This window comes from Enterobacter cloacae complex sp. 2024EL-00214, assembly GCF_043945575.1.
GTDB classification, from domain to species: Bacteria; Pseudomonadota; Gammaproteobacteria; order Enterobacterales; family Enterobacteriaceae; genus Enterobacter; species Enterobacter cloacae_P.
Genome location: NZ_JBIMRC010000004.1, coordinates 1 through 25,347 on the forward strand (window position 1 = coordinate 1; position 25,347 = coordinate 25,347).

Sequence of the window (25,347 nt, forward strand, 5' to 3'; positions counted from 1 at the left end):
AATTTGCCTGGCGGCTTTAGCGCGGTGGTCCCACCTGACCCCATGCCGAACTCAGAAGTGAAACGCCGTAGCGCCGATGGTAGTGTGGGGTCTCCCCATGTGAGAGTAGGGAACTGCCAGGCATCAAATTTAGCGTGCTGATATGGCTCAGTTGGTAGAGCGCACCCTTGGTAAGGGTGAGGTCCCCAGTTCGACTCTGGGTATCAGCACCACTTTATACTTAGGTTAAAGTTCGGCAAGAAGTAAAAGAATTTGTCTGGCGGCTTTAGCGCGGTGGTCCCACCTGACCCCATGCCGAACTCAGAAGTGAAACGCCGTAGCGCCGATGGTAGTGTGGGGTCTCCCCATGTGAGAGTAGGGAACTGCCAGACATCAAACAAGTGAAAAGGCCATCCGTAAGGATGGCCTTTTTGCGTTATATTTTCCGTAAACCAGTCAACCCGGTAAGCGTAGCGTCACCGGACAGATCAAACGGTTAGTGAATCACCTGTGACAAAAATGCCCGGGTACGTTCGGACTTCGGATGCGCAAAGAATTCATCCGGTGGTGCCTGCTCAACAATCTCTCCACGATCCATAAAGATCACCCGGTCGGCCACAGTTCTGGCAAACCCCATTTCATGTGTTACGCACAACATGGTCATCCCGGATTGGGCCAACCCAATCATGGTATCCAGCACCTCTTTCACCATTTCTGGATCCAGCGCGGATGTTGGCTCATCGAACAGCATAATTTTGGGTTTCATGCACAGTGAACGGGCGATAGCCACACGCTGTTGTTGACCACCTGATATCTGCCCAGGGAATTTATTGGCGTGCTCTGCAATACGCACGCGTTCCAGATAGTGCATCGCCAGCGCCTCGGCTTCCTTTTTCGGCATCTTTTGCACCCAAATCGGTGCCAGCGTGCAGTTCTGCAAAACGGTCAGGTGGGGGAACAGATTAAAGTGCTGAAACACCATCCCCACTTCCTGACGCACGCGTTCGATGTTGCGGATGTCTTCATTCAGCTCAATGCCATCAACAACAATGCGACCCTGCTGATGTTCCTCAAGGTGGTTAATACAGCGAATGGTCGTTGATTTCCCTGAACCTGAAGGGCCGCAAAGTACGATTCGTTCACCCTGCTTTACCTTAAGATTAATGTCTTTCAGGACGTGAAACTGTCCGTACCATTTATTGACGTTTTCCAGCGTAATCATCGCGTCGGCGGGTGTCATAGTAATCTGGCTCATAATTTCCTCAGTGCGGTGTACGCCCGGTGTTAAAGCGCTTTTCCAGATGCTGGCTATAGCGCGACATGCTAAAACAGAAGATCCAGTAGATCAGAGCAGCAAAGACATATCCCTCGGTGGACATGCCCAGCCAGACAGGGTCAACGGTGGCTTGTTGCACACTGCTGAAGAGATCGAAAAGTCCGATGATGATCACCAGACTGGTATCTTTAAAGAGCGCAATGATTGTGTTGACCAGACCAGGAATAACCAGCTTGAGTGCCTGCGGGAGTATCACCAGCCCCTGCGTTTTCCAGTAACCCAATGCCAGTGATTCCGCTGCTTCGTACTGACCCTTAGGTAATGCCTGCAGACCACCGCGTACTACCTCAGCAACATAGGCCGACTGGAACAGAATTACCCCGACGAGGGCCCGGATCAGTTTGTCGATCGTCGTGCCTTCTGCCATAAACAACGGCAACATCACCGAAGACATAAACAGAACGGTGATAAGCGGCACACCACGCCAGAACTCAATGAAAATGACGGAGAGCACACGTACGACCGGCATTTTTGAACGCCGTCCAAGTGCGAGTAAAATTCCCCACGGCAGTGCGCCGGCTATCCCGACGGAGGCGATGATCAACGTTAGCGTCAGGCCGCCCCACTGGCGAGTTTCAACACGATCCAGCCCCAGAACGCTGCCATACAACAGCACCCATACAATAATGGGATAGGCAACTGCCCAGCAGGCAATGTAGCGGCCACGGTGAGGCAGTTTTTTCCAGAACATCACGGCGATAGAGAGCAAACCGATAACAAGCGCCAGGTTAATCCGCCAGCGTTGTTCGTGCGGGTACAATCCATACATGAACTGGCCAAAACGCTCGTGGATAAATACCCAGCATGCGCCTGCTTTCGTGCAGTCAGCGCGAGTTGAACCCACCCAGTTCGCCTGCAAAAAGACCCAGTTCAGCAATGGTGGGATTAATTCCCACATGAGCCACAGGCAGACAACTGTCAGCAGGCTATTGCTCCAACTGGAAAACAGGTTCTTACGTGCCCAGAGAATAACGCGCCCACCTGTCGAGCGGGCAGGACGCGAGGAGTGCGACAATATTGCTTTAGTCATCAGAATTCCTTAGCGCTCAACCAGGGCGATACGGCGGTTATAAAGGTTCATCAGCAACGAGATCGCCAGGCTGATGATCAGATAGACAGACATGGTAATGGCGATGGTTTCAATGGCTTGCCCGGTCTGGTTAAGTACGGTTCCGGCGAACAGTGACACCATATCGGGGTAGCCAATGGCTGCTGCCAGGGACGAGTTTTTGACAATATTGAGGTACTGGCTGGTCAGTGGCGGGATGATGACCCGTAAAGCCTGCGGAATAATGACCTGACGAAGCGTCACCGTATTCGGTAATCCCAGAGAGCGTGCAGCTTCATGCTGCCCATATGGCACGGCCTGGATCCCCGCGCGAATGATTTCAGCAATAAATGCAGAGGTATAAATCGAAAGCGCCAGCGTCAGGGATGCCAGTTCAGGGATTAATACCATCCCACCCTGGAAGTTAAAACCACGAAGATGCGGAATATCCCAGTGCAACGCGGCACCAAACAGCCAGTGTGTCAGTAACGGCAGACCGATGATAAGGGCAACCGCAGTTGGCCATGTCTTACGAAGCTGACCCGTTTTGATTTGGTGTTTACGGTTATAGCGGAATAGCCCTGCAGAGATCACAAGAGCAAGCACAATGGCGGCGATAAAAGCATACAACCCTTCCGCAACCTGTGGTGAGGGAATGTAAAGTCCACGGTTACTCAGGAAAAGCAGGCCGAATGCATCGACAGCCTGGCGTGGACCTGGAAGGTTACGCAGTACGGCGAAATACCAGAAAAAGATCTGCAACAGTGGCGGGATATTGCGAAACGTCTCAATATAAATTGTCGACAGTTTTCGCAGCAGCCAGTTTTCTGACAATCTGGCCAGGCCAATAAAGAATCCCAGTATGGAGGCGAAAACAATACAGAGTGCTGAAACCAGCAGCGTATTCAGTAAGCCGACCACAAACACGCGTCCGTACGTATCTCCTTCCTGATAATCAATAAGATGCTGAACAATACCAAAACCCGCGCTGCGATCCAGAAATGCAAAGCCGGAGGTGATACCGCGATTATTCAGGTTGGTAACCGTGTTATGAATTAAATAAACGACGATGACCACAACCGCGATGATAGCAATAATCTGGAATAGCCAGGCGCGGACCGCGGGATGAGAAAAGGATAACGATCCTTTTACGATTGGGCGGTGATGGGACATAAAGAAACCTCGGTAACCATGACTCTGGACTGGGCACTGCGTGCGCAGTGCCCGTTACAGCAAATGCTTAACGAACTGGCGGTGCGTACTGAATGCCGCCGTTATTCCAGAGATTGTTCTGGCCACGTTTGATCTTCAGCGGGCTTTCCGATCCCACATTGCGTTCAAAGATCTCAGAGTAGTTACCAACCTGTTTGATGATGTTGTAGGCCCACTTGTTATCCAGCTTCAGGTCTTTGCCGAAATCACCCTCTTTACCCAGCAAATGTGCCATATCCGGGTTGGAAGGGTTGGCTGCTTTTTCATCAATGTTCTTCGAGTTGATGCCCATCTCTTCTGCGTTCAGCATGGCGAACAATGTCCAGCGAACGATAGAGAACCAGTCTTCATCGCCACGGCGGACAACCGGCCCAAGAGGCTCTTTGGAGATAACTTCAGGCAGGACAATCCACTCCGCAGGGTTGCTGAGCTTAATACGCAAGGCATACAGCTGCGACTGATCGGATGCCAGCGTATCGCAACGACCGGACTCCAGTGCTTTGGCTGATTCGTCAGAACGATCGAAGGTCACTGGGGTGTACTTCATGTTATTCGCTTTGAAATAATCAGCGACATTAAGCTCGGTATCGGTACCAGCCTGAATACAAACGGTCGCACCGTCCAGTTCTTTGGCGCTTTTCAGGCCCGCTTTATTATGGGTAAGGAAACCAATGCCGTCGTAATAGGTGACCCCGGTAAATGACATTCCCATTCCCGCGTCACGGGAGGAAGTCCAGGTGGTATTACGGGAGAGCATATCAACTTCGCCAGACTGAAGCGCCGTGAAACGTTCTTTCGCCGTCAGCGGGGTATATTTGACTTTGCTGTCATCGCCGAAAACGGCAGCGGCTACGCCACGGCAGACATCAACATCAATACCCGTAAATTTGCCGTTCGCATCGGCATAAGAGAAGCCAGGCAAACCGTCACTGATACCGCATTGTACAAACCCTTTCTTTTTCACGGCGTCCAGTGTCGTACCCGCATGGGCCTGACCCGCTACAGCAAACAACACGCCCGCGGCGGCCAGGCTGGCTATCATCGTCTTTTTCATAATGCATCCTGTGTGGCGAAATTTATCGTTATAGAGGCGTTTTAAACGCTTTGACCTGTCTGTGGCATTGGCCAACGTTTATAAAGCAAACGTAATGCCAGGTTTTGCGCTCAACAAAATAAGAGACAAGTGAACGCATAATGCTGAGTGTAGACAGGGTTAAATAAATCGAATGCCCCGAAACGGTGCGAAATTACAACCTGCGCCACAAATCAGAGCAAAAGTTTGATTATCTGTTAGCTAAAAACATCAGGTAGTTGCTGGCGTGAATATTGGCAGGGTATTAAATGTAATTAATATGTGAAAATCATCACGATGGAATATGAAATTTAAATAGATACACAAAAAAGATGTGACTGGCTTCAGGCTAAAATTAATCTGTAGAGAAATGGTGGGGCTATTTTTTTACTTATCTGAAAATGCTGCACTATTTAAAAGCAAAAAGCGCGGACAGAGCCGCGCTTTCAAAGAGTGATGCCCCTGGGGGTTATTTAGTCAGGGCAACGATACCCAGCGTCAAACCAGCCACTGCAGCAGCACCACCAGCGATAGCACCCGCGGTTTCCCAGTTATCCTGGGTCGTACCCTTCATACAGGTATTGGTATGAACCAGTCGGCCCTGATCGTCGTATACCGGCACACATGGTGAGTCGTGCGCGCACCCAGCAAGCAGCGCAGCGAGTAGTGCAACGGAAATGAATCTTTTCATGATGTTACCTCAGTATTATTTCTCATCCGCTATAAAGCCAGGAGGGCTATTAACGAACTGGAGGCTATTTTACCACTGTGATAAGCCCACGTTGCATGGGGAATAATCTCAAATTATGTTGATTGTAAAAATCGTGGAGAAAGGTGACATACCCGGATGGATTAATGGCGAAAGTAGGGTGTTGTAAGGGGGGCATTTTTACTTAATGCAAATAACGCTGTGATTATAAGACACCTAATTCACTGTTTCAGTTAAAAATAAAAAAGGCACCGGGGGTGCCTTTCAGGTATTCATTAATCTTTATGGCCTGTAAACCGTCGCCGGACAACAACGAAGAAAACAGGTACGAAGAAGATAGCCAGGAGCGTTGCAGAAAGCATGCCTCCCATGACCCCTGTCCCGACGGCATTTTGTGCGCCACTCCCGGCTCCACGGCTAATCACCAGTGGCAAAACGCCAAGAATAAAGGCAAGCGAAGTCATCAGGATAGGGCGAAGACGCATCCTTGAGGCTTCCAGCGTTGCCTCAATAATGCCTTTACCCTCTTTCTCCATCAGGTCTTTGGCAAACTCAACGATCAAAATGGCATTTTTGGCCGATAAGCCAATCGTTGTCAGGAGGCCAACCTGGAAGTAAACGTCATTGTTCAACCCGCGCAGAGACGCCGCCAGAAGCGCACCAATGACCCCCAGCGGTACAACCAGCATGACGGAGAAAGGAATGGACCAGCTTTCATAAAGGGCAGCCAGGCACAGGAACACCACAATCAGTGATATGGCGTACAGCGCAGGTGCCTGGTTACCTGAAAGCCGTTCCTGATATGACATTCCCGTCCAGTCATAGCCGATACCGGAAGGCAGTTTCGCTGCGAGGCTCTCCATCATGACCATCGCTTCACCGGTACTTTTACCCGGTGCGGATTCGCCGAGGATCTCCATAGACGGCATCCCGTTGTAGCGTTCCAGACGAGGTGAGCCGTACACCCAGTGAGAACTGCTAAAGGCGGAGAAAGGTACCATCTCGCCATTTGCGCTGCGCACATAGAGGTTGTTGATATCCCCTGGCAGCATGCGGAAATGAGCATCGGCCTGCACGTAAACTTTCTTCACGCGTCCATGATCGATAAAGTCATTTACATAGGTTCCCCCTAAGGCCGTCGAGATCGTCTGATTGACGTCAGAGAGACTGACGCCCAGCGCCTGTGCTTTCTCTTGATCGACATCCAGCTTGAACTGAGGGGTATCTTCCAGTCCGTTAGGACGTACGCGTACCAGCAGGTCTGGGTGCTCTTTAACCATGCCAAGCAGCTTATTACGTGCCTGAGTTAGCTGTGTATGGCCCAGGTTTGCCTGATCAATCAGCTCAAAGTCGAAGCCCGTTGCGGTACCAAGCTCGATGATTGCTGGCAGGTTAAATGGAAATACGAGGCCATCTTTTATCTGACTGAATGCTTTCGTTGCACGGCTAACGATCGCTTCAACGCTATTTTCCGCACCAGGCCGATCTTCCCAGGGTTTCAGGCTCACAAAGGCGATACCGGAGTTCTGACCCTGGCCGCTAAAGCTAAAACCGTTAACGGTAAAGACGGATTCAACATTGGCCTTCTCTTTGTTCAGGTAATAATCATTAACCTGATCGAGCACTTGCTGAGTTCGCGTTTGTGTCGCGCCAGCGGGGAGCTGAACCATCGTCATAAACACCCCCTGATCCTCTTCAGGCAGGAATGAGGTGGGTAAGCGCAGGAACAGTACCGCCATGCCGCCAACGATGATCACATACACCACCAGATAGCGCCCGGTCTTACGTAAAATACCGCTCACGCTGTTGCTGTAATGTTCCACACTCTTATCAAAGAGCGCATTGAACCAGCCAAAGAAGCCACCTTTCTTCTCGTGATGTTCACTGGAGACGGGTTTAAGTAATGTTGCACATAGCGCTGGCGTTAAGATCAGCGCGACCAGCACGGACAGCGCCATTGCCGAAACGATCGTTAACGAGAACTGACGATAGATGGCCCCCGTCGATCCGCCAAAAAAGGCCATTGGAATAAAGACTGCCGAGAGCACCATTGCAATGCCCACCAGTGCGCCCTGGATCTGCTCCATCGACTTCTGCGTTGCCTCTTTTGGCGGCAGCTTGTCCTCAACCATGACACGTTCGACGTTCTCGACCACCACAATGGCGTCATCGACCAACAGACCTATCGCCAGCACCATCCCAAACATCGTCAGGGTGTTGATGGAGAACCCGAACGCCGCCAGAACCGCGAAGGTACCCAGCAGGACGACCGGAACCGCGATCGTGGGGATGAGCGTCGCCCGCAGGTTTTGCAGGAACAGGTACATGACCAGGAAGACGAGAATAATCGCCTCAAACAGTGTCTTCACCACTTCATGGATAGAGATTTTCACAAAAGGCGTGGTGTCATACGGGTAGACCACCTTTAGCCCTTGCGGGAAGAACTGTTGCAGTTGTGCCAGTTTGCTTTTGATGGCTGCAGCTGTATCCAGCGCGTTTGCACCGGTTGCGAGCTTAATCCCCAGACCGGTTGCCGCCTGTCCGTTGATCCTGGTGACCATATTGTAGTTTTCGCCACCCAGTTCAATGCGCGCCACATCCTTCAGATGAACCATAGAACCGTCCTGGTTCACCTTCAGCGTCACGCGGCCAAACTCTTCCGGTGATTTAAGGCGGGTTTGCGCAATGATGGAGGCGTTCAGTTGCTGGCCCGGAACAGACGGGGTTCCGCCTAACTGGCCCGCTGCAATCTGGTCATTCTGTGTTTTCAACTGGTTGATAACATCCAGCGGCGTCAGCTGGTATTTATTCATCGCATTGCTGTCGAGCCAGATGCGCATCGCGTACTGGGCACCAAACAGCTGAACATCACCTACCCCCGTGGTTCGACTAATCGCATCTTTGACGTTAGAAGCGACATAGTCAGAGATATCATCCTGGGTGAGATTTTTATTGTCTGAAACAAAGCCAGCAACCAGCAGGAAGCTGCTACTGGACTTCTCGACGCCAATCCCTTGTTGCTGTACGTCTTGCGGCAGCAACGGCATGGCGAGCTGAAGTTTGTTCTGAACCTGAACCTGCGCAATGTCCGGGTCTGTTCCTGACTCGAAGGTTAGCGTGATAGTGACGCTACCTGCGGAATCGCTGGTGGAGGACATGTACATCAGGTTATCGATACCGTTCATGTTCTGTTCGATAACCTGGGTCACGGTATCCTGCACCGTCTGGGCGTCAGCACCCGGGTAGGTTGCTGTTATGGCAACGGCGGGTGGTGCAATGGTTGGATACTGTGCAACAGGAAGTTTGAGAATAGCCAGCCCGCCCGCAATCATCAGAATGATGGCGAGTACCCAGGCGAAAACCGGCCTTTGTATAAAGAAATTAGCCATGTTGTCGTCCCTTAACTGGCAGGATTATCAGCGGTGTCGGGTGTGGCGACGACGGTGGTGCCTGGTCTGGCTTTTTGTAAGCCGCTGACAATAACACGATCACCGTTTTTCAGCCCTTCCGTCACCAGCCAGCGATCGCCAATCGCCTGTGGGGCAACGACCGTACGTGACTCAACCTGGTTTTTATCGTTAACAACCAGTACGGTTGCGTCACCACGTGGTGTACGTGTCACCCCTTGCTGTGGAATCAGAATGGCATCCGGCTGCGTACCTTCATCAATGCGCGCGCGGACAAACATGCCCGGTAACAGCAGGTGTTGAGGATTTGGGAAAATGGCGCGCAGGGTAATCGAGCCGGTACTTTCATCGACCGTGACATCTGAGAACTGCAGCGTACCTTTCAGCGGATAAGGTTGACCGTTTTCCATCAGCAATTCGACGCTGCTGGTGGTATCCCCTTTTTGCAGGCTCGTCTGCTTGAGTCGCATAAAATCATTGCTGGACTGTGTGACGTCGACATAAATCGGATCAAGCTGTTGTACCGTTGCCAGTGCGGTCGCCTGCCCGTTGGTGACGAGCGCCCCCTCAGTCACGCTGGATTTACCGATACGGCCATTGATAGGGGACGTGACTTTGGTATAGGCAAGATTGATACGCGCACTTTCGACGCCTGCCTGTGCGGCCACAACGCTGGCATCAGCTTGTTGAGCCGTCGCCACCGCCTGGTCGTACTCCTGTTTACTCACGTACTGCGTGCCGACCAGCGGGAGATAACGTTTCACCGTCAGGTGGGCAATATTCGCTGCCGCCTGTGCTTTTACCAGCTCCCCTTTGGCGTTGTCATACGCCGCCTGATACGTTGCGGGATCAATCTGATAAAGCGAGTCGCCCGCTTGCACATCGCTACCTTCCGTAAAGTTGCGACGCAGGATGATGCCGTTAACCTGGGGACGAACCTCCGCGACGCGGAAAGCGTCCGTTCTGCCAGGAAGTTCAGTTGTCACTGCCAGTGGTGCGCTTTTCACAATATGAACGCTGACCTGAGGCGCTTGCGGATGTTGTGGCTGGTTTTCCTGCCCATCACATCCGGTGAGCAGTGCGGCGCAGACAATAAAACCGGATAAAGGTAAGAGTCTGAAGTGATTCGTCATTACTGTTCCTTTAAATACCCATTAACCGATATTCGTTCGTGGATCGGCGATCGGGGCAGGGGAGACAAAACAAAATGTAGCTGTATATAATAATGAGGGTATTTAGTGTTTTTTAATTTATAAGTGCGAATAAATGGGCGGCGATACAAAAATCAGAATCGGACCCGGTAAATTCAACAGTATGTTTCTGATAAGTTTATCGGATAAATGAGATTTTAAGAGTTTAATGCATCTGCATTGTGAATTTAATTGTCTTTATACATTCATATAAATTATAAATTCATTGAATTGACTTTTTTTGTGCAAAACTAAAATGAATTTTAGGGAATACTTTTGCTTACAAAACCCAGCCTGTATTTTCAAACAATGCATCAACCATGTGAGTAATGAGTAGAGGTCTATGGCACGTAAAAAGAAAGAAGAGGCTCAAAAAACCCGACAGCAACTGCTTGAAGCGGCTATCACGCAGTTTGCCACGCGTGGTGTAGCCAACACGACGCTGACGGATATCGCTGATGCTGCAAAGGTTACACGCGGGGCGGTTTACTGGCATTTCACCAGCAAATCAGAAATATTTAATGCTATCTGGGAGCAGCAATTACCGTTTCGTGAAATTATTCACGACCGGTTATCTCTTTCCGAAAATGATGATCCGTTGTTAGTCATTCGTGAAAAATTCATCACTGCATTGCAATATATTGCGCACGAACCCCGCCAGTGTGCACTTTTACAGATCCTGTATCATAAATGTGAATTTAATAGCGATATGATTTCAGAGTGTGAAATCAGAAGACGTATTGGCTTTAACTATGAATCTCTGCGTGTTTCGCTGGAAAAATGCATTTCGCAGAAACTCATTTCACCACAGGTGAATGTTGAACTGACGTTGATCGTTTTTCATGGTTTTTTTAGCGGAATAATTAAAAACTGGTTAATGAATAAAGACAGTTTTAATCTTTATCAACAAGCTCCTGCGCTGGTTGATAACATTCTGGCGACACTGCATGTTACGCGAGTACCGCCCTATGATGATATTTACGGTTCAGCGTCAGGTAACATTTCTCCGTGCTCGCAAAGTGCTTCAATATCCAGCGCACTAACCGGTTTACCTAACAGATAGCCCTGAAGGGTGTTACAACCCAGCTCCGTCAAAAACGTTTGCTGCTCTTCAGTTTCCACACCTTCAGCCACGACTTTCAGGTTCAGCGTTTTTGCCAGAGCGACTATTGCCGAAACAATTGTCGCATCATCGCTTTCGCCACTTAACTCTTTCACAAAAGCACGATCGATTTTCAACTCACAGGCAGGTAAGCGTTTGAGATACAACAGGCTCGAATACCCTGTACCAAAGTCATCAATCGACGCTTTCACGCCCGCATCTGTTAGCTCTGTCAGCACCCGAACGCTCTCCTCCGGGTTGCTCATTGCCGTTGTTTCAGTGACTTCAAGGATCAGCATTTCCGGCGGCACGTTGTGACGCGCCAGGCAGCCGAGAACCGTCTTAACCAGCGAAGGTTGTTCAAACTGCAGTGTCGACAGATTCACGGCCATCGACCAGCTCTGATGCCCCTGAAGGTGCCATTCACGCAGCTGACGACAAGCTTCGTTGATCACCCAGTTGCCAATAGGAATGATCAGGCCTGTTTTTTCTGCCAGCGGCAGGAACAGCTCTGGCGTCAGTAACCCCTGCTTTGGGTGTTGCCAGCGCAGCAGCGCCTCAAAACCGAGGATTGGTCCTGCCGGGGCATGGAATTTGGGCTGGTAGAGCAGGCGTAACTCAGCACGCTCGACGGCCAGCCACAGATCGTTCATCAGCTGGAGATGGGACTGCGCCAGGGTGTTCATGGAGGGCTGGAAAAAGTGATAACCGTTACGGCCCATATGCTTCGTGTGGTACATCGCCGCATCCGCGTTAAACATCAGTTCACGATCGGTTTTGCCGTCGTGAGGGTAAAGTGCAATACCAATGCTGAGGGTTACAACCAGTTCATAAGGATCCAGATTAAACGGGTTATCAATGGCACGAACCAGTGAACTTGCCAGAGACGCCGCATCATCCGGGCCTTCCGCCTCGGTCAGCAGGACAAACTCATCCCCCCCGATACGTGCCAGAGTGAACTGGCCTTTCAGGGGGAGCAGCAAACGCTGCGTAACGGCGACCAGCAGCTTATCGCCGACATCATGGCCATAGGCATCATTGATGGCTTTGAAACCGTCGAGATCCATGAACATCAAGGCAAAATGTATCCCTTCGCGGTCCGCTTTGCTGATGGCCTGATCGAGACGGTCTTCCAGCAGGATGCGATTAGGCAGACGCGTCAGCGTGTCGTGCAGCGCCAACTGGGCCAGTTCCCGGTTAGCTTCTGCAAGAGAAGAGGCCAGCAAAGAGGTGCGCGCCTGAAGGCGGGCGTCCAGCATGGATACGAGTAATGTGATCCCCAGAATGGAGAGCGCAACCACGCTCACCAGAACCGCCAGCCAGCTGCCGTTAATCCCGTGGTGGTGTGCCATCGTCGACATCGGAAACTGTGCGGCTTTCATACCGGCATAGTGCATACCGGCGATGGCAATCCCCATCGTGATGGCGGCCCCCAGGCGCATCAGGGCAACCTGTGCGGCTTCGTGACGCAGGCGGAAGGTCAGCCACAATGCGGCGAGTGAAGCGGCAAGCGCGATGACAACCGAAATGGCCACCCATGTTTTATCCCAGATAATACCGGGAGTGATCTCCAGCGCTGCCATGCCGGTGTAATGCATGGCGACAATACCTGCGCCCATCGCTAGCGCGCCGGGCAACAGGCGGCGCAAACGTAACTTCTCGCAACTGACGAGCCACAGCGCAAACATTGACGAGCCAATGGCGATGACCATCGAGAGCACCGTCAACGTGGCGTTGTAACTCATGCTCATGGAGAGATCCATCGCCAGCATGCCAATAAAGTGCATAGCCCATACGCCAATGCCCATTGCAATACCGCCACCGGCCAGCCAGATACGGGCTGCGGCACCCTGGCTTCCGGCGACGCGCGCGGCCATATTTAGCGCGGTATAGGCAGCAAGGATAGCGACAACAAAGGAGGTGAAGACGAGGAATTGGTTGTATTGGCTAACCAGCATGGTCTGTTCTACTCGTTGAGAGGCGTTACGCTAGAGTGGTTCGGAAGGGCTGAGACATTATCACCGTCAGATAACGACTAAAAGTGATTTAAAGCCCTTAATTTTATGTGTGATAACAAAGTTATAGGTGATGTCAGGAGGTTAGTCGAGCTCAGAACAGTTGACGAGTTTGAGTGGATTCACGGAATTCATATTACGACACTTATCGGTTTCGGTGCTCATCAGTTCAATCCATTGCATCAGCAACGCATCGAAAATGAAAACGGAGATAGCAAAGACCACGAGCCACCAGTATTTACGAATCATTGTGTCATTCCGGGAGAAGAGAACCTGTAAGGTGGTGGAAATATACACGAAACGCGGCGGTTTAAAAGCGAGAAAAGAGAAGGTTTACAAAGCGTTGACGGTCGTGAATGCGGGCAATAAAAAAGGCGCTTCCCCATGCCGAAGAGCGCCTTTTTAAACAAGCAATTAGCTAATCGAAATTAGTTCATGCCGTATTTTTTCAGTTTCTTACGCAGAGTACCACGGTTGATACCCATCATCAGCGCAGCGCGGGTTTGGTTACCGCGGGTGTATTGCATCACCATGTCCAACAGTGGCTGTTCAACTTCAGCCAGTACCAGCTCATACAGGTCATTAACATCCTGACCATTCAGTTGAGCAAAATAGTTCTTCAGTGCCTGTTTAACCGAGTCACGCAGGGGCTTTTGAGTTACCTGATCCTGAGAGTTAACGGTGGAAACGGTCAGTACGTCAGAATTTACGCGTTGTTCGAACATAGTTCTGTCAGCTCTTTATTTCATTACGCAAGATTTTCGAAGTATGCCTCCAACGCCTCCAGCTGTTCGCTGGCATCCTCTATGGCGTTGAATGTGCGCCGAAACTGGTCATCTGGAGCGTGCTCCTGGAGATACCAGGAGACGTGTTTACGCGCAATTCGGTACCCTTTTGCCTGACCATAAAAGTCATGCAATTCCCGAACATGCGAACAAAGCAAGCGCTTAACCTCTGCCAGCGGCAGTGGAGCAAGCAGCTCCCCAGTGTCCAGATAATGCTGGATTTCCCGAAAGATCCAGGGTCTTCCCTGAGCGGCACGTCCTATCATCAGAGCATCAGCTCCCGTATAGTCGAGCACAGCTCTGGCTTTAAGCGGGTCAGTAATGTCACCATTCGCGATAATCGGAATGGAAACTTTCTGCTTAACTGCCCGAATGCTGTCGTATTCAGCGTCACCATTGAACAAACAGGCGCGGGTGCGTCCATGAATGGTCAGGGCCTGAATGCCACAGTCTTCGGCCAGTTGGGCAATCTCTACACAGTTACGGTGTTCCGGCGACCAACCCGTGCGAATCTTCAACGTAACAGGGACGTCCACTGCGCTGACAACCGCCGTCAGGATTGACTTCACCTGGTCGGGGTATTGCAGAAGGGCTGAACCTGCAAGCTTGCGATTCACTTTCTTGGCCGGGCAACCCATATTGATATCAATAATCTGGGCACCACTTTCCACGTTGATACGCGCGGCATCTGCCATTTCTTCAGGTACGCTTCCGGCAATTTGCACGGTGCGAATACCGGGTTCATCAATGTGCACCATCCGAAGGCGGGACTTATCGCTTTCCCACACCTGCGGGTTAGACGACATCATCTCGGATACGGTTAAACCTGCTCCCATCTCATAGCACAGCGTCCTGAACGGCCGGTCGGTAATACCTGCCATAGGGGCTGCGATCAGGCGATTTCTGAGCTGGTGGTGTCCGATGCGCATGAGTTAAGAAATGACCATACTGTGACTGCAAGGCGGCGTATATTACGCATTTTTTGCACGAGATGAAAGGCCAAACTTTGAACAATCCTCTGTTGTAGATCAAGGAATCGCCGCTCAGCCGTTCTGGTGAGAATTATTCATTATTTAAATCATTATGTTATGTTGATTAGGTTATTTTATGGTCGCTTACAATTTCCCGTAACTTCTCATCATTTCTGAATAAATGAATCACTTGATCGGGATAATCTGCTGTTTTTAGCAGCAGATTATCCCGCATCTTTGCGATCTGCATCGCATTTTAGAACATGATCTCAGTGCGAAAAATGTACGTTATTCAACAATGACGCGGCCATGAAGCGGCTGCACCGGGCGGTTGTTGTCATGCTGCATCGTATGGGTGAATTTCGCCAGTTGCTCCGCAGAGAGGGTCAGGAGCGGGGGAAATATACAGGCAGAGGTGGGCGTGGTCAGATGACCACGCCAGAAGAAGATTATTTTTTACGACCAGTAATACGGCACCACTCTTCTTTCTCAACCACCGGGTCGAGCGCGAACAGATCGGCATAGGCTTCGCAAACGCTGTCTGCCTGGCTTGCCAGGATACCAGAAAGCCCCAGCAGACCGCCTTCAACGGGCAGCACGCTGATTAACGGTGCCAGTTCACGCAATGGGCCTGCCAGAATGTTAGCGACCACGACATCGGCTTTCATGGCCTCTGGCTGTGCGTCCGGCAGATAGAGTTCCAGACGGTCGGATACACCATTACGCTCTGCGTTATCGCGGCTGGCCTGAATTGCCTGCGGATCGATATCGATCCCGATGGCTTTCGCCGCACCCAGTTTCAGTGCCGCAATGGCGAGGATCCCGGATCCACAGCCGAAGTCGATCACCGTCTTGCCGTCCAGATCCAGGCCATCCAGCCACTGCAGGCACAGGGACGTTGTTGGGTGAGTGCCGGTACCAAATGCCAGACCTGGATCAAGCATCACGTTGACCGCACTGGCATCGGGAACTTCACGCCAGCTCGGACAGATCCACAGGCGCTTGCCGAACTGCATCGGGTGGAAGTTATCCATCCACTCGCGTTCCCAGTCTTTGTCTTCCAGTTGCTCAATTTTATGCACGAAGCCCACGCCCAGCAGCGGGTGGTTTTCCAGAATGGCGACAACCTCTTTCATATCGGTTTCTGCATCGAACAGGCCAATAACGTCGGTATCGCCCCACAGGCGCGTCTCGCCCGGCAGCGGCTCAAAGACTGGCGTATCATGCGTGTCCTGGAAGGTGATAGAGACCGAACCGGCCTCCATCAGCGCATCGCTCAGCTCTTCGGCGTTAGCACCGGTTGTATTCAGTTTTAGTTGGATCCACGGCATGGCAAAACTCTTTATTTATCAGTAGAAATCATAGCGGGCTGTGGGACGGGTTGACCGAAACGGTTCCCCACCACAAACGCCAGTAAACTTAACAGTAACGCAGGCACAATGGGATGGAAGCCCAGATACTGAATTTTAAACGTTGCGAGGGCGGCATAGAGCACGCCGCCGACAATCATTCCGCTCAGCGCTCCGGCAGCATTTGCGCGCTCCCAGTAGAGGCCAAGCACCAGTGGCCAGAGGAAGACAGCTTCCAGCCCGCCGAAGGCCAGCAGGTTCAGCCAGATAATCATCTCTGGCGGACGCCATGCGGCTAACATCATCAGGATGCCGAGCACTAACGTTGTCCAGGTGGAGATGCGTTTCAGCTTATGCTCATTATGCATTTTAGCCGGACGCGCGCTGAGCCACAGATCTTTGATAATTGTGGCTGAAGCCTGCAACAGATGTGCGTTCACATTGGACATGATTGCCGCCATTGGCGCGGCGAGGAACAGCCCGGCGGCCCACGGTGGAAGAACCTCGACCATCAGCGTTGGGATCACCTGATCCGGCACGCTCAGGTGCGGTAATACAGCACGTCCCAGCGCGCCAGCCAGATGCATCCCCAGCATCAGCAATGCCACGACAATGGTACCAATCACAATGCCACGATGAACGGCTTTGCTGTCTTTATAGGAGATACAGCGTACGGCTGTGTGCGGCAGGCCAATGACACCGAAGCAGACCAGAACCCAGAAGGATGTCATAAAGGCAGGCGTCAGAATATCGTCAGCACCGTGTGGGCTCACCAGTTTAGGGTCAATCTGCTCAAGCGTTTGTACTGCATTGTGTAAACCGCCTGCCGCATAGATCACCCCAACCAGCAGTACCAGGGTACCAATCAGCATGACCATGCCTTGCATCGTGTCGTTTAGCACGCTGGCGCGGAAGCCGCCAAACGCGGTATACAGCGCAATGGTGATCCCGAAGATGAGCAACCCGGTTTCGTACTTAATTCCGGCGGCGGTTTCCAGTAAACGCGCACCACCGATGAACTGGACGGCAATTGCACCCACAAAGGCGACAATCAGGCTGATACTGGCAATCCAGACCACTGCACGGCTCTGGTAACGTGCCAGCAGCATGTCGTTAAGCGTAATGGCGTTGTAGCGGCGGGCGAGAATGGCAAATTTTTTGCCCAGAATCCCCAGCGACAGCCAGATGGTCGGTACCTGAATCATCGCCAACAATACCCAGCCCAGCCCGTACTTGTAAGCGGCACCCGGCCCACCGATAAACGAACTGGCGCTCACATAGGTGGCGGTCAGCGTCATGGCCAGCACGAATCCGCCCATCGAACGGCTGCCGAGGAAATATTCGCTCAGGAACGACCCGGTGCTGCGCTTGCGCATGGCGTAGAAAGAGAGACCAAACACCACAATTAAATAGATAACCAGCACGGTGATGATTTCAGTTTGCATCATTATCCTCCAGCGAAAAATCACGGAAGATAAAGCGCACCATCAGCCAGCTGAGCAGAACAAAAATCAACGGTACCAGCAGACACGCCATTTCAAACCAGTGCGGCAGGCCGGTAATACCAACAGCTGAATCTGGTAAGTAAGCAGTTACTAACCAAGCGGCAAGATAGAGAAGGGTCAGCCACAGCGCCCAGCGCGCTTCTTTATGGGCCTGAACAAAACGCTTGTCCATTTTTTGTCCCTTGTGGATGAAGAAAGCGGGGATTGTACATGATGGGGCTTTGCAATCCCCAGAAATAAAAAAGGCCGGATAATCCGGCCTTTTAGCGTTGCAGCAGTCTTACTTCTCGTACATACCGAGTTTCTTCTCAAGATAGTGGATGTTAGTCCCACCATTCTGGAAGTGCTCATCGCTCATGATGCGCATCTGCAGGTCAATATTGGTTTTGATACCGTCGATGATCAACTCCTGCAGGGCGTTCTTCATGCGGGCAATTGCCACATCACGGTTTTCGCCGTAGCAGATAAGTTTACCGATCATTGAGTCATAGTACGGCGGTACGGTGTAACCGGCGTAGATATGAGACTCCCAACGTACACCAAAGCCACCCGGCGCGTGGAAACGCGTGATTTTACCCGGGCTTGGCAGGAAGGTATTCGGGTCTTCGGCGTTGATACGGCATTCTACCGCATGGCCTTTAACCACAACTTCTTCCTGTTTGATGGACAGAGGCTGACCCGCTGCAATACGCAGCTGTTCCTTGATCAGGTCAACGCCGGTGATCATTTCGGTAACCGGGTGTTCAACCTGAATACGGGTGTTCATCTCAATGAAGTAGAACTCGCCGTTTTCGAACAGGAACTCAAAGGTACCCGCGCCGCGATAGCCGATATCGACACACGCTTTGGAGCAACGCTCGCCGATGTAGCGACGCAGTTCCGGGGTAATGCCCGGTGCTGGTGCTTCTTCGACCACTTTCTGGTGACGACGCTGCATGGAGCAGTCACGTTCTGCCAGATAGATAGCGTTACCCTGACCGTCAGCCAGCACCTGAATTTCGATGTGGCGTGGGTTTTCCAGGTATTTTTCCATGTACACCATGTCATTGCTGAAAGCGGCTTTCGCTTCAGCTTTGGTCATGGAGATGGACTGAGCCAGTTCAGCATCGCTGCGCACAACGCGCATACCGCGACCGCCGCCACCGCCAGACGCTTTGATGATAACCGGGTAGCCAATGCGTTTAGCATGAGCACGGTTAGCATCCATATCGTCGGTCAGAGGGCCGTCAGAGCCGGGTACGGTTGGTACACCGGCTTTCTTCATGGCGGTGATTGCAGACACTTTGTCGCCCATCAGGCGGATAGTGTCAGCTTTCGGGCCGATGAAGATGAAGCCTGAGCGTTCAACCTGCTCAGCAAAGTTGGCGTTCTCAGAGAGGAAGCCGTAACCCGGATGGATTGCCACCGCGCCAGTGATTTCAGCGGCGCTGATGATAGCCGGGATATTCAGATAGCTTTTTACGGACGGAGCCGGGCCAATACAGACCGTCTCATCCGCGAGCAATACGTGTTTTAAATCGCGATCCGCGCTTGAGTGCACAGCGACAGTCTTAATACCCAGCTCTTTGCAGGCACGAAGAATACGCAGTGCGATCTCGCCGCGGTTGGCGATAACAATTTTATCCAGCATGTTCGCCTCGTTACTCGATGACGACCAGCGGCTCGTCAAATTCTACCGGCTGACCACTTTCGACCAGAATCGCTTTCACAGTACCTGATTTGTCTGCTTCGATCTGGTTCATCATTTTCATGGCTTCAACGATGCACAGGGTATCGCCTACATTGACTTTCTGACCCACTTCGATGAACACTTTCGCGTCCGGGCTTGGGGTGCGGTAGAAAGTACCAACCATTGGGGAACGTACGATGTGACCACTGATTTCTGCAGCGGCTGCAGGCGCGGCTTCTGCTGCTGGCGCAACGGCTGCGGAGAGCATAGGCTGCTGCACTGGCGCAGCGTAAGCTTGCTGCATTACCGGGAAGCTAGCGGCTGGCGCTGCACGGCTGATGCGTACAGACTCTTCGCCTTCAGAAATTTCCAGTTCGGAGATACCTGATTCTTCAACCAGCTCGATCAGTTTTTTAATCTTACGAATATCCATGAGTGGGTTCCGTACTCTTGTTTAGTGTGATTGTGACAAACGTTTTACCGCTGTCTGTAAAGCGTATGAATAACCGTCAGCGCCCAGCCCGCAGATAACGCCAGCGGCGATATCCGAAAGGTAGGAATGATGGCGGAACGGCTCTCGGGCGTGCACGTTACTCAGGTGGATCTCGATAAACGGGATACTTACCGCGAGCAGTGCGTCGCGAATAGCAACACTGGTGTGCGTAAACGCGGCCGGATTGATCAGGATATAGTCCACGTTGTCTTTAGCCTGATGAATACGGTCGATGAGTGCGTACTCCGCGTTTGACTGAAAATGGTCCAAATCTACATTCAGTGAGGCTGCTTCCGTGCCAAGACGGTTAACAATTTCACTCAATGTCAGCGTGCCATACTTCTCTGGCTCACGGGTACCGAGCATGTTCAGGTTCGGTCCGTTCAAAACTAAGATCTGGAATTTATCAGCCATTATGCCGCTATCTCCTGTGATTTTCCGGTAAAAAACAAAATATACCTTCAAAGCACGATTGTCATCTTTTCAGAGGCCTAAAACCCCCGTTCGGAAAACCGAAGTCGCACATTATAACGATTTCGTAGCATTTGGCAGCTAAATACTGGTCTTATCAGGGAAGATTATCAACCGCTATCCGAAAAAGATTCGCGGTTGATAAGCAATCTGCGGGAAAACGCACAGTTTCGCGAACTATCGCAACCACTGGCGGAACTTCTTATAACGCCACGCTAAAAGCGCCAGAGCCAGCAGCGCATAGAGGATCGGCTGCGGGGAGAGGATCTTCACCGACCACAGGTAATGGATGGGGGCGAGGATCGCGACAAGATAGACGAAGTTGTGCAGCAGTTGCCAGCGCCTGCCCAGTTTTCGCTGCGCAAACTGCGTTGATGTCAGCGCTAATGCCAGTAAAACCAGCCAGCTGACGATACCTAACGTCAGATAAGGACGCGTCACCAGTTCGCGACCCAGCAGTGCCAGGTTGTTAATCCCTAACTCCAGCAGCGCGTAACTGGTCAGATGCAGCGTGGCCCAGGCAAAGCACCATAGCCCCAAAAGCCGACGGGTTCGTATCAATAATGGCTGCTTAGCGTAGCGCGCTAGCGGTGATACCAGCAAGGTTGCCAGTAAAAATTTCAGAGCCATCCTACCGGTGAAGTGCTGAATATCTTTTGCCGGGTCAGCACTAAAGAGGCCGTGGCTGGTGGCCCAGAATAGCCAGATAAAAGGAAGCAATCCTGCTAAATGTAAGATGACTTTCAGCCAGGTTATCTGCTTTGCGGTTAAACGCACTTAGAAGTTCTCCCGTAAATTCAGTCCACGATAGAGGGAGGCCACTTCATCCGCATAGCCGTTAAACAGCAGCGTGGGCTGACGCGTCACATCCAGCGCGCCGCCCGAGCCGATAAAACGCTCGGTGGCCTGCGACCAGCGTGGGTGATCCACATGCGGGTTGACGTTGGCGAAAAAGCCGTATTCGTCTGGCGCGGCCAGGTTCCAGGTGGTCGGTGGACGTTCGCGGGTCAGCTTAATGCTGACGATGGATTTGATCCCTTTAAAGCCATATTTCCACGGCACGGTTAAGCGGATGGGTGCGCCGTTTTGCGGCGGGAGCGCTTTACCGTAAACACCCACGGTTAGCAGCGTAAGGGGATGCATTGCTTCGTCGAGACGTAATCCCTCTACGTAAGGATACTCAAGCCCGCCCCCGATAAACCTGTCCTTTTGTCCCGGCATCTCGTCCGGGGCGTAGCGCGTCTGGAAGGCGACATATTTCGCGTTGCTGGTGGGTTCAACCAGCGCCAGCAGCTTATGCAGCGGGAAACCTACCCAGGGCACGACCATTGACCATGCCTCCACGCAGCGCATGCGGTAAATACGCTCTTCCAGTGGAAAACGGGTGGTGAGATCGTGATGATCCAGCGTCAGCGGTTTTGCCACTTCGCCATCAATTTTCAGCGTCCACGGATCGGTTTTCATTCCCCCCGCGTTGGCGGCAGGATCGGCCTTATCAAGGCCAAATTCGTAGAAGTTGTTATAGCCGGTGACTTTGTCTTCCGGCGTCAGCGTGAGTGCGTTTTGCCACTGGGCGGGTTTCGTAAAGGTGAGCGGCGCGCCGGAAGGGGCTTTCGGACGATCGTTGCCTTTAAACCAGTCGAGAAGGTCGGCATGCGCTGCAGGGGTAAGCGTCAGGGCGGTGGCGCTAATGCCAAGCATTTTCAGGATCTGGCGGCGCTGTAACATAAAGACAGATTCCGCCGTTACGTCGGCTTCCGTCAGTTTTCGGTTTTTCATGGCATCCTCCGTCATGCGTTTTTCTAAGCATGACGGAGGAGAGGGCTTATCGCGAATATGTCACGAAAATTTGAAGATTAGACAATTTTCACCAGCGCGCGACCGTGGAACTGGTTGTCCATAATCTTACTGGCATACTCAGGAGCCTGGCTGAGGGTGATTTCGGTTGCACTTTGGGCATAGAACGATTCCGGCAGGTCATGCACCAGACGCTCCCAGGCCTCTGCACGGCGCACCGCTGGCGTCATGACGGAGTCCACCCCCTGCAGACGCACATTACGCAGAATAAATGGCATCACTGTCGTTGGCAGGGCAAATCCTCCCGCCAGACCGCAGGCCGCTACGCAACCGCCATAGTTCATCTGCGCCAGCACCTTCGCAAGGACTTTATCGCCAACGGTATCTACCGCACCTGCCCAGATCTGTTTCTCCAGCGGACGGGTTTCGGCAAACTCTTCGCGGCCGAGGATGCGGCTTGCGCCGAGCTGACGCAGATAGTCATGCGTGCTTTCGCGGCCAGATACCGCAGCAACCTGATACCCAAGTTTATGCAGCAGCGCTACCGCAGTGCTGCCGACACCCCCGCTGGCACCGGTCACCACAATCTCACCGGACTCAGGACGGATACCGGCATCTTCCAGCGCCATCACGCACAACATGGCGGTAAAGCCTGCAGTGCCGATGATCATCGCTTTGCGGCCATCCAGACCTTTCGGCATCGGCACCAGCCAGTCGCCCTTAACACGCGCCTGCGTTGCCAGACCACCCCAGTGATTCTCGCCTACGCCCCAACCGGTGAGCAGCACCTGTTGTCCTGCATGGAAGCGGGGATCTTCGCTTGTATGCACGCGGCCCGCAAAATCGATGCCTGGCACCATCGGGAAATTGCGGATGATTTTACCTTTGCCTGTGATGGCCAGGGCATCTTTATAGTTCAGACTGGACCAGTCGATGTCGACGGTTACTTCACCTTCCGGCAGGCGGCTCTCCTCAACGGTTTGCACCGAGGCAAGGGTTTTGCCGTCCTGTTGTTCTAAGATCAAAGCCTGCATACAGGATCCTCGTTACTATGGTGACAGGAAAATAATTTCTGAGACTATACTCGCTCATTGAAATGCAATGCCGATGTAACGCAATAAATTGCCAGATACATTTGGTTTGATAGTATGTCGCATCTGAAATGCAAGTTAGTACTTACTCGCTACCACATCAACCCACGGAGTAATCTCAAGGATGCGATTAACGACGAAATTCTCAGCTTTTATCACGCTGCTAACGGGGCTTACCATTTTTGTCACCCTGATTGGCTGCTCCCTGAGCTTTTATAACGCGATTCAGGACAAGCTGGTTGATCGGGTTCAGTCGGTTGCATCGGTTATTGATACTCGCCTGATCACTACCTCATTCCCGGCGCTGTCGCTTGAGTTGGATGAGTTGATGGTGCCTGTTGATATTGTCCAGGTCGACATCACACAGGGAAAGCTGACGGTTTTCAGCCATGCCCGACAGGGAAGCTATCGTCCAGCCGGTACCGTAAGTCAGTATCGGGAAGTAACGGTACATTCGCTTAAACATCCTGGCATGGCTATCCGTATGGTCTATCTGGACCCGATGGCTAATTACTTCCATTCATTAATGACCACCGCACCGCTGACGCTCTCTGTGGCCTTTATTGTGCTGCTGATTTTCCTCGCGGTTCGCTGGCTGCGTCGTCAGCTCTCCGGCCAGGAGTTACTGGAGACCCGTTCAGTGCGGATACTGAACGGTGAACGCGGCCCGCAGGTGCGCGGCTCGGTCTATGAATGGCCGTCACACACCAGCAGTGCGCTGGATGTACTGCTTTCCGAAATCCAGTTTGCCAGCGATCAGCGTAGCCGGATGGATACGCTGATCCGATCCTATGCTGCGCAGGATAATAAAACAGGTCTGAACAACCGCCTGTTCTTTGATAACCAGCTGGCTACATTGCTGGACGATCCGGAAAAAGTGGGGACACACGGGGTGGTCATGATGATCCGTCTGCCCGATTTCGATCTGCTTCGCGATACCTGGGGAAGGAATGTGGCGGAAGAAAATCTCTTTACGCTTATCAACCTGCTCTCCACTTTTATTATGCGCTACCCTGGGTCGCTGCTGGCTCGTTATCACCGCAGCGACTTTGCCGTACTGTTACCTCACCGCACGCTGAAGGAGTCGGAAAGCATTGCCAGCCAGCTGCTGAAGGCCGTGGATGCGCTGCCACAGAGCAAAATGCTCGACAGAGACGACATGGTGCATATAGGGATTTGTGCCTGGCGCGGGGGGCAGTCGACAGAACAGGTGATGGAACATGCAGAAGCGGCAACCCGCAACGCCGTGTTGCAGGGGGCGAATGGCTGGGCGGTTTATGACGACTCGCTACCGGAAAAAGGGCGCGGTAATGTGCGCTGGCGAACGCTGATTGAGCAAATGCTGAGTCGCGGTGGGCCACGTATCTACCAAAAACCGGCGGTCATGAAAAACGGCAATGTCCATCACCGCGAATTACTGTGTCGTATATTTGACGGTACGGAAGAGGTTATCTCTGCGGAATACCTGCCCATAGTGCTGCAATTTGGTCTTTCCGAAGAATATGACCGCCAGCAAATTACCCGGCTGATTCCGTTTTTGTCATTCTGGCCTGAAGAGACCCTTGCGCTACAGGTTACCGTGGAGTCGTTAATTCGCCCGCGTTTTCAACGCTGGTTGCGCGATACATTAATGCAATGCGAAAAATCGCAACGCAAACACATTATTTTTGAACTTGCAGAGGCAGATGTAGGTCAACACATCAGCCGGTTACGCCCGGTGGTACGTTTGATCAATGCACTCGGTGCGCGTGTGGCAGTCACGCAGGCGGGTCTGACGCTGGTCAGCACCAACTGGATCAAGGAGCTGGATGTTGAATTATTGAAACTGCATCCAGGGCTGGTAAGGAATATCGAAAAGCGTACAGAAAACCAGCTGCTGGTGCAGAGCCTGGTGGAAGCGTGCAAAGGAACGCAAACGCAGGTATTTGCCACGGGTGTGCGTTCGAGAAGCGAATGGCAGATGTTGACAGAGCGCGGTGTGACGGGAGGTCAGGGGGATTTTTTTGCTACCTCTCAGCCGCTTGACACCAATGTGAAAAAATATTTGCAAAGATACTCTGTTTGACCTGCCGTTTAATTTGTTTTCACGTAGAATATCGCGCCTGTAGCTTTGAGTATGACGAGCAAAAAGCCAGTGAACGACCTT

22 protein-coding genes, 1 tRNA gene, 2 rRNA genes and 1 pseudogene are annotated in these 25,347 nt (G+C 52.1%); 5 read left to right on the plus strand and 21 right to left on the minus strand.

The window, feature by feature from the left end:
• The first annotated feature begins 6 nt into the window (after positions 1 to 6).
• From rrf (ACHHZ6_RS05655) to rrf (ACHHZ6_RS05665), 3 genes are all read left to right on the plus strand, one after another.
• Positions 7 to 122 (plus strand): 5S ribosomal RNA (gene rrf / locus ACHHZ6_RS05655).
• Between the two features lie 14 nt (positions 123 to 136).
• Positions 137 to 212, plus strand: a tRNA-Thr gene (locus ACHHZ6_RS05660).
• Positions 213 to 255: 43 nt separating this feature from the next.
• A 5S ribosomal RNA gene (gene rrf / locus ACHHZ6_RS05665) occupies positions 256 to 371 on the plus strand.
• A gap of 104 nt (positions 372 to 475) precedes the next feature.
• Here rrf (ACHHZ6_RS05665) and ACHHZ6_RS05670 read toward each other — a convergent pair.
• From ACHHZ6_RS05670 to ACHHZ6_RS05700, 7 genes are all read right to left on the minus strand, one after another.
• Complete coding sequence (locus ACHHZ6_RS05670; RefSeq protein ID WP_014072042.1) at positions 476 to 1,234, minus strand: amino acid ABC transporter ATP-binding protein; 759 nt, start codon at positions 1,232 to 1,234, stop codon at positions 476 to 478.
• A gap of 7 nt (positions 1,235 to 1,241) precedes the next feature.
• Positions 1,242 to 2,345 (minus strand): amino acid ABC transporter permease, encoded by a 1,104-nt coding sequence (locus tag ACHHZ6_RS05675; RefSeq protein ID WP_182272844.1) that lies wholly within the window; start codon positions 2,343 to 2,345, stop codon positions 1,242 to 1,244.
• Between the two features lie 9 nt (positions 2,346 to 2,354).
• Positions 2,355 to 3,536 (minus strand): amino acid ABC transporter permease, encoded by a 1,182-nt coding sequence (locus ACHHZ6_RS05680; RefSeq protein ID WP_182272843.1) that lies wholly within the window; start codon positions 3,534 to 3,536, stop codon positions 2,355 to 2,357.
• Between the two features lie 67 nt (positions 3,537 to 3,603).
• A complete protein-coding gene (locus tag ACHHZ6_RS05685) occupies positions 3,604 to 4,629 on the minus strand; it encodes an amino acid ABC transporter substrate-binding protein (RefSeq protein WP_395121897.1) in 1,026 nt (341 codons plus the stop codon).
• 487 nt (positions 4,630 to 5,116) lie between these two features.
• Positions 5,117 to 5,338 carry a lipoprotein gene (locus ACHHZ6_RS05690; protein ID WP_008502867.1) on the minus strand — a complete coding sequence of 74 codons (222 nt, stop codon included), beginning with the start codon at positions 5,336 to 5,338 and terminating at the stop codon, positions 5,117 to 5,119.
• 293 nt (positions 5,339 to 5,631) lie between these two features.
• Positions 5,632 to 8,745: an efflux RND transporter permease subunit gene (locus ACHHZ6_RS05695; protein ID WP_182919036.1), complete on the minus strand. Its 3,114-nt coding sequence runs from the start codon at positions 8,743 to 8,745 to the stop codon at positions 5,632 to 5,634.
• A gap of 11 nt (positions 8,746 to 8,756) precedes the next feature.
• Positions 8,757 to 9,896 carry an efflux RND transporter periplasmic adaptor subunit gene (locus tag ACHHZ6_RS05700; protein WP_182919035.1) on the minus strand — a complete coding sequence of 380 codons (1,140 nt, stop codon included), beginning with the start codon at positions 9,894 to 9,896 and terminating at the stop codon, positions 8,757 to 8,759.
• A 400-nt stretch (positions 9,897 to 10,296) separates the two neighbouring features.
• Between ACHHZ6_RS05700 and envR the strand changes: the two genes are divergently transcribed.
• Positions 10,297 to 11,016, plus strand: a complete 720-nt coding sequence (gene envR / locus ACHHZ6_RS05705; RefSeq protein WP_182272839.1) for an acrEF/envCD operon transcriptional regulator — start codon at positions 10,297 to 10,299, stop codon at positions 11,014 to 11,016.
• Here the strand turns inward: envR and ACHHZ6_RS05710 are convergent.
• From ACHHZ6_RS05710 to ACHHZ6_RS05775, 14 genes and pseudogenes are all read right to left on the minus strand, one after another.
• Positions 10,932 to 13,013 carry a bifunctional diguanylate cyclase/phosphodiesterase gene (locus tag ACHHZ6_RS05710; protein WP_196390555.1) on the minus strand — a complete coding sequence of 694 codons (2,082 nt, stop codon included), beginning with the start codon at positions 13,011 to 13,013 and terminating at the stop codon, positions 10,932 to 10,934. The two genes, envR and ACHHZ6_RS05710, sit on opposite strands and share 85 nt — an antisense overlap.
• A gap of 141 nt (positions 13,014 to 13,154) precedes the next feature.
• Positions 13,155 to 13,319 (minus strand): DUF2556 family protein, encoded by a 165-nt coding sequence (locus ACHHZ6_RS05715; RefSeq protein ID WP_114978886.1) that lies wholly within the window; start codon positions 13,317 to 13,319, stop codon positions 13,155 to 13,157.
• Positions 13,320 to 13,498: 179 nt separating this feature from the next.
• Complete coding sequence (gene fis, locus ACHHZ6_RS05720) at positions 13,499 to 13,795, minus strand: DNA-binding transcriptional regulator Fis (RefSeq protein ID WP_000462905.1); 297 nt, start codon at positions 13,793 to 13,795, stop codon at positions 13,499 to 13,501.
• Positions 13,796 to 13,818: 23 nt separating this feature from the next.
• Positions 13,819 to 14,784 carry a tRNA dihydrouridine synthase DusB gene (dusB, locus tag ACHHZ6_RS05725; protein ID WP_182919033.1) on the minus strand — a complete coding sequence of 322 codons (966 nt, stop codon included), beginning with the start codon at positions 14,782 to 14,784 and terminating at the stop codon, positions 13,819 to 13,821.
• 330 nt (positions 14,785 to 15,114) lie between these two features.
• A pseudogene (locus tag ACHHZ6_RS05730) lies at positions 15,115 to 15,270 on the minus strand (carbonic anhydrase); the annotation flags it as partial.
• 5 nt (positions 15,271 to 15,275) lie between these two features.
• Complete coding sequence (gene prmA / locus ACHHZ6_RS05735; protein ID WP_182272836.1) at positions 15,276 to 16,157, minus strand: 50S ribosomal protein L11 methyltransferase; 882 nt, start codon at positions 16,155 to 16,157, stop codon at positions 15,276 to 15,278.
• 11 nt (positions 16,158 to 16,168) lie between these two features.
• Positions 16,169 to 17,620, minus strand: coding sequence for a sodium/pantothenate symporter (gene panF, locus ACHHZ6_RS05740; RefSeq protein ID WP_395122009.1), 1,452 nt, complete (start codon positions 17,618 to 17,620; stop codon positions 16,169 to 16,171).
• Positions 17,610 to 17,852: a YhdT family protein gene (locus ACHHZ6_RS05745; protein ID WP_182272835.1), complete on the minus strand. Its 243-nt coding sequence runs from the start codon at positions 17,850 to 17,852 to the stop codon at positions 17,610 to 17,612. Before ACHHZ6_RS05745 ends, panF begins: the two co-directional genes overlap by 11 nt.
• Positions 17,853 to 17,960: 108 nt before the next feature.
• Positions 17,961 to 19,310 (minus strand): acetyl-CoA carboxylase biotin carboxylase subunit, encoded by a 1,350-nt coding sequence (gene accC, locus ACHHZ6_RS05750; protein WP_182272834.1) that lies wholly within the window; start codon positions 19,308 to 19,310, stop codon positions 17,961 to 17,963.
• Between the two features lie 10 nt (positions 19,311 to 19,320).
• Complete coding sequence (gene accB, locus ACHHZ6_RS05755) at positions 19,321 to 19,782, minus strand: acetyl-CoA carboxylase biotin carboxyl carrier protein (protein WP_395121898.1); 462 nt, start codon at positions 19,780 to 19,782, stop codon at positions 19,321 to 19,323.
• A 21-nt stretch (positions 19,783 to 19,803) separates the two neighbouring features.
• On the minus strand, positions 19,804 to 20,256 hold the full coding sequence (gene aroQ, locus ACHHZ6_RS05760) for a type II 3-dehydroquinate dehydratase (protein WP_025756653.1): 453 nt from the start codon (positions 20,254 to 20,256) through the stop codon (positions 19,804 to 19,806).
• 234 nt (positions 20,257 to 20,490) lie between these two features.
• Positions 20,491 to 21,090, minus strand: coding sequence for a protein-methionine-sulfoxide reductase heme-binding subunit MsrQ (msrQ, locus tag ACHHZ6_RS05765; protein WP_182272832.1), 600 nt, complete (start codon positions 21,088 to 21,090; stop codon positions 20,491 to 20,493).
• Positions 21,091 to 22,092, minus strand: a complete 1,002-nt coding sequence (gene msrP, locus ACHHZ6_RS05770) for a protein-methionine-sulfoxide reductase catalytic subunit MsrP (protein ID WP_395121899.1) — start codon at positions 22,090 to 22,092, stop codon at positions 21,091 to 21,093.
• 77 nt (positions 22,093 to 22,169) lie between these two features.
• Positions 22,170 to 23,144, minus strand: a complete 975-nt coding sequence (locus ACHHZ6_RS05775; RefSeq protein WP_395121900.1) for an MDR family oxidoreductase — start codon at positions 23,142 to 23,144, stop codon at positions 22,170 to 22,172.
• A 181-nt stretch (positions 23,145 to 23,325) separates the two neighbouring features.
• Here ACHHZ6_RS05775 and csrD point away from each other — a divergent pair, with 181 nt between their 5' ends.
• Complete coding sequence (csrD, locus tag ACHHZ6_RS05780) at positions 23,326 to 25,266, plus strand: RNase E specificity factor CsrD (protein ID WP_182919029.1); 1,941 nt, start codon at positions 23,326 to 23,328, stop codon at positions 25,264 to 25,266.
• The last annotated feature ends 81 nt before the right edge of the window (positions 25,267 to 25,347 follow it).

Excerpts from the sequence above, each read along its gene's own strand:
- ACHHZ6_RS05670 (WP_014072042.1), bottom strand. The coding sequence starts at position 1,234 with ATGAGCCAGATTACTATGACACCCGCCGACGCGATGATTACGCTGGAA.
- ACHHZ6_RS05675 (WP_182272844.1), bottom strand. The coding sequence starts at position 2,345 with ATGACTAAAGCAATATTGTCGCACTCCTCGCGTCCTGCCCGCTCGACA.
- ACHHZ6_RS05680 (WP_182272843.1), bottom strand. The coding sequence starts at position 3,536 with ATGTCCCATCACCGCCCAATCGTAAAAGGATCGTTATCCTTTTCTCAT.
- ACHHZ6_RS05685 (WP_395121897.1), bottom strand. The coding sequence starts at position 4,629 with ATGAAAAAGACGATGATAGCCAGCCTGGCCGCCGCGGGCGTGTTGTTT.
- ACHHZ6_RS05690 (WP_008502867.1), bottom strand. The coding sequence starts at position 5,338 with ATGAAAAGATTCATTTCCGTTGCACTACTCGCTGCGCTGCTTGCTGGG.
- ACHHZ6_RS05695 (WP_182919036.1), bottom strand. The coding sequence starts at position 8,745 with ATGGCTAATTTCTTTATACAAAGGCCGGTTTTCGCCTGGGTACTCGCC.
- ACHHZ6_RS05700 (WP_182919035.1), bottom strand. The coding sequence starts at position 9,896 with ATGACGAATCACTTCAGACTCTTACCTTTATCCGGTTTTATTGTCTGC.
- envR (WP_182272839.1), top strand. The coding sequence starts at position 10,297 with ATGGCACGTAAAAAGAAAGAAGAGGCTCAAAAAACCCGACAGCAACTG.
- ACHHZ6_RS05710 (WP_196390555.1), bottom strand. The coding sequence starts at position 13,013 with ATGCTGGTTAGCCAATACAACCAATTCCTCGTCTTCACCTCCTTTGTT.
- ACHHZ6_RS05715 (WP_114978886.1), bottom strand. The coding sequence starts at position 13,319 with ATGATTCGTAAATACTGGTGGCTCGTGGTCTTTGCTATCTCCGTTTTC.
- fis (WP_000462905.1), bottom strand. The coding sequence starts at position 13,795 with ATGTTCGAACAACGCGTAAATTCTGACGTACTGACCGTTTCCACCGTT.
- dusB (WP_182919033.1), bottom strand. The coding sequence starts at position 14,784 with ATGCGCATCGGACACCACCAGCTCAGAAATCGCCTGATCGCAGCCCCT.
- prmA (WP_182272836.1), bottom strand. The coding sequence starts at position 16,157 with ATGCCGTGGATCCAACTAAAACTGAATACAACCGGTGCTAACGCCGAA.
- panF (WP_395122009.1), bottom strand. The coding sequence starts at position 17,620 with ATGCAAACTGAAATCATCACCGTGCTGGTTATCTATTTAATTGTGGTG.
- ACHHZ6_RS05745 (WP_182272835.1), bottom strand. The coding sequence starts at position 17,852 with ATGGACAAGCGTTTTGTTCAGGCCCATAAAGAAGCGCGCTGGGCGCTG.
- accC (WP_182272834.1), bottom strand. The coding sequence starts at position 19,310 with ATGCTGGATAAAATTGTTATCGCCAACCGCGGCGAGATCGCACTGCGT.
- accB (WP_395121898.1), bottom strand. The coding sequence starts at position 19,782 with ATGGATATTCGTAAGATTAAAAAACTGATCGAGCTGGTTGAAGAATCA.
- aroQ (WP_025756653.1), bottom strand. The coding sequence starts at position 20,256 with ATGGCTGATAAATTCCAGATCTTAGTTTTGAACGGACCGAACCTGAAC.
- msrP (WP_395121899.1), bottom strand. The coding sequence starts at position 22,092 with ATGAAAAACCGAAAACTGACGGAAGCCGACGTAACGGCGGAATCTGTC.
- ACHHZ6_RS05775 (WP_395121900.1), bottom strand. The coding sequence starts at position 23,144 with ATGCAGGCTTTGATCTTAGAACAACAGGACGGCAAAACCCTTGCCTCG.
- csrD (WP_182919029.1), top strand. The coding sequence starts at position 23,326 with ATGCGATTAACGACGAAATTCTCAGCTTTTATCACGCTGCTAACGGGG.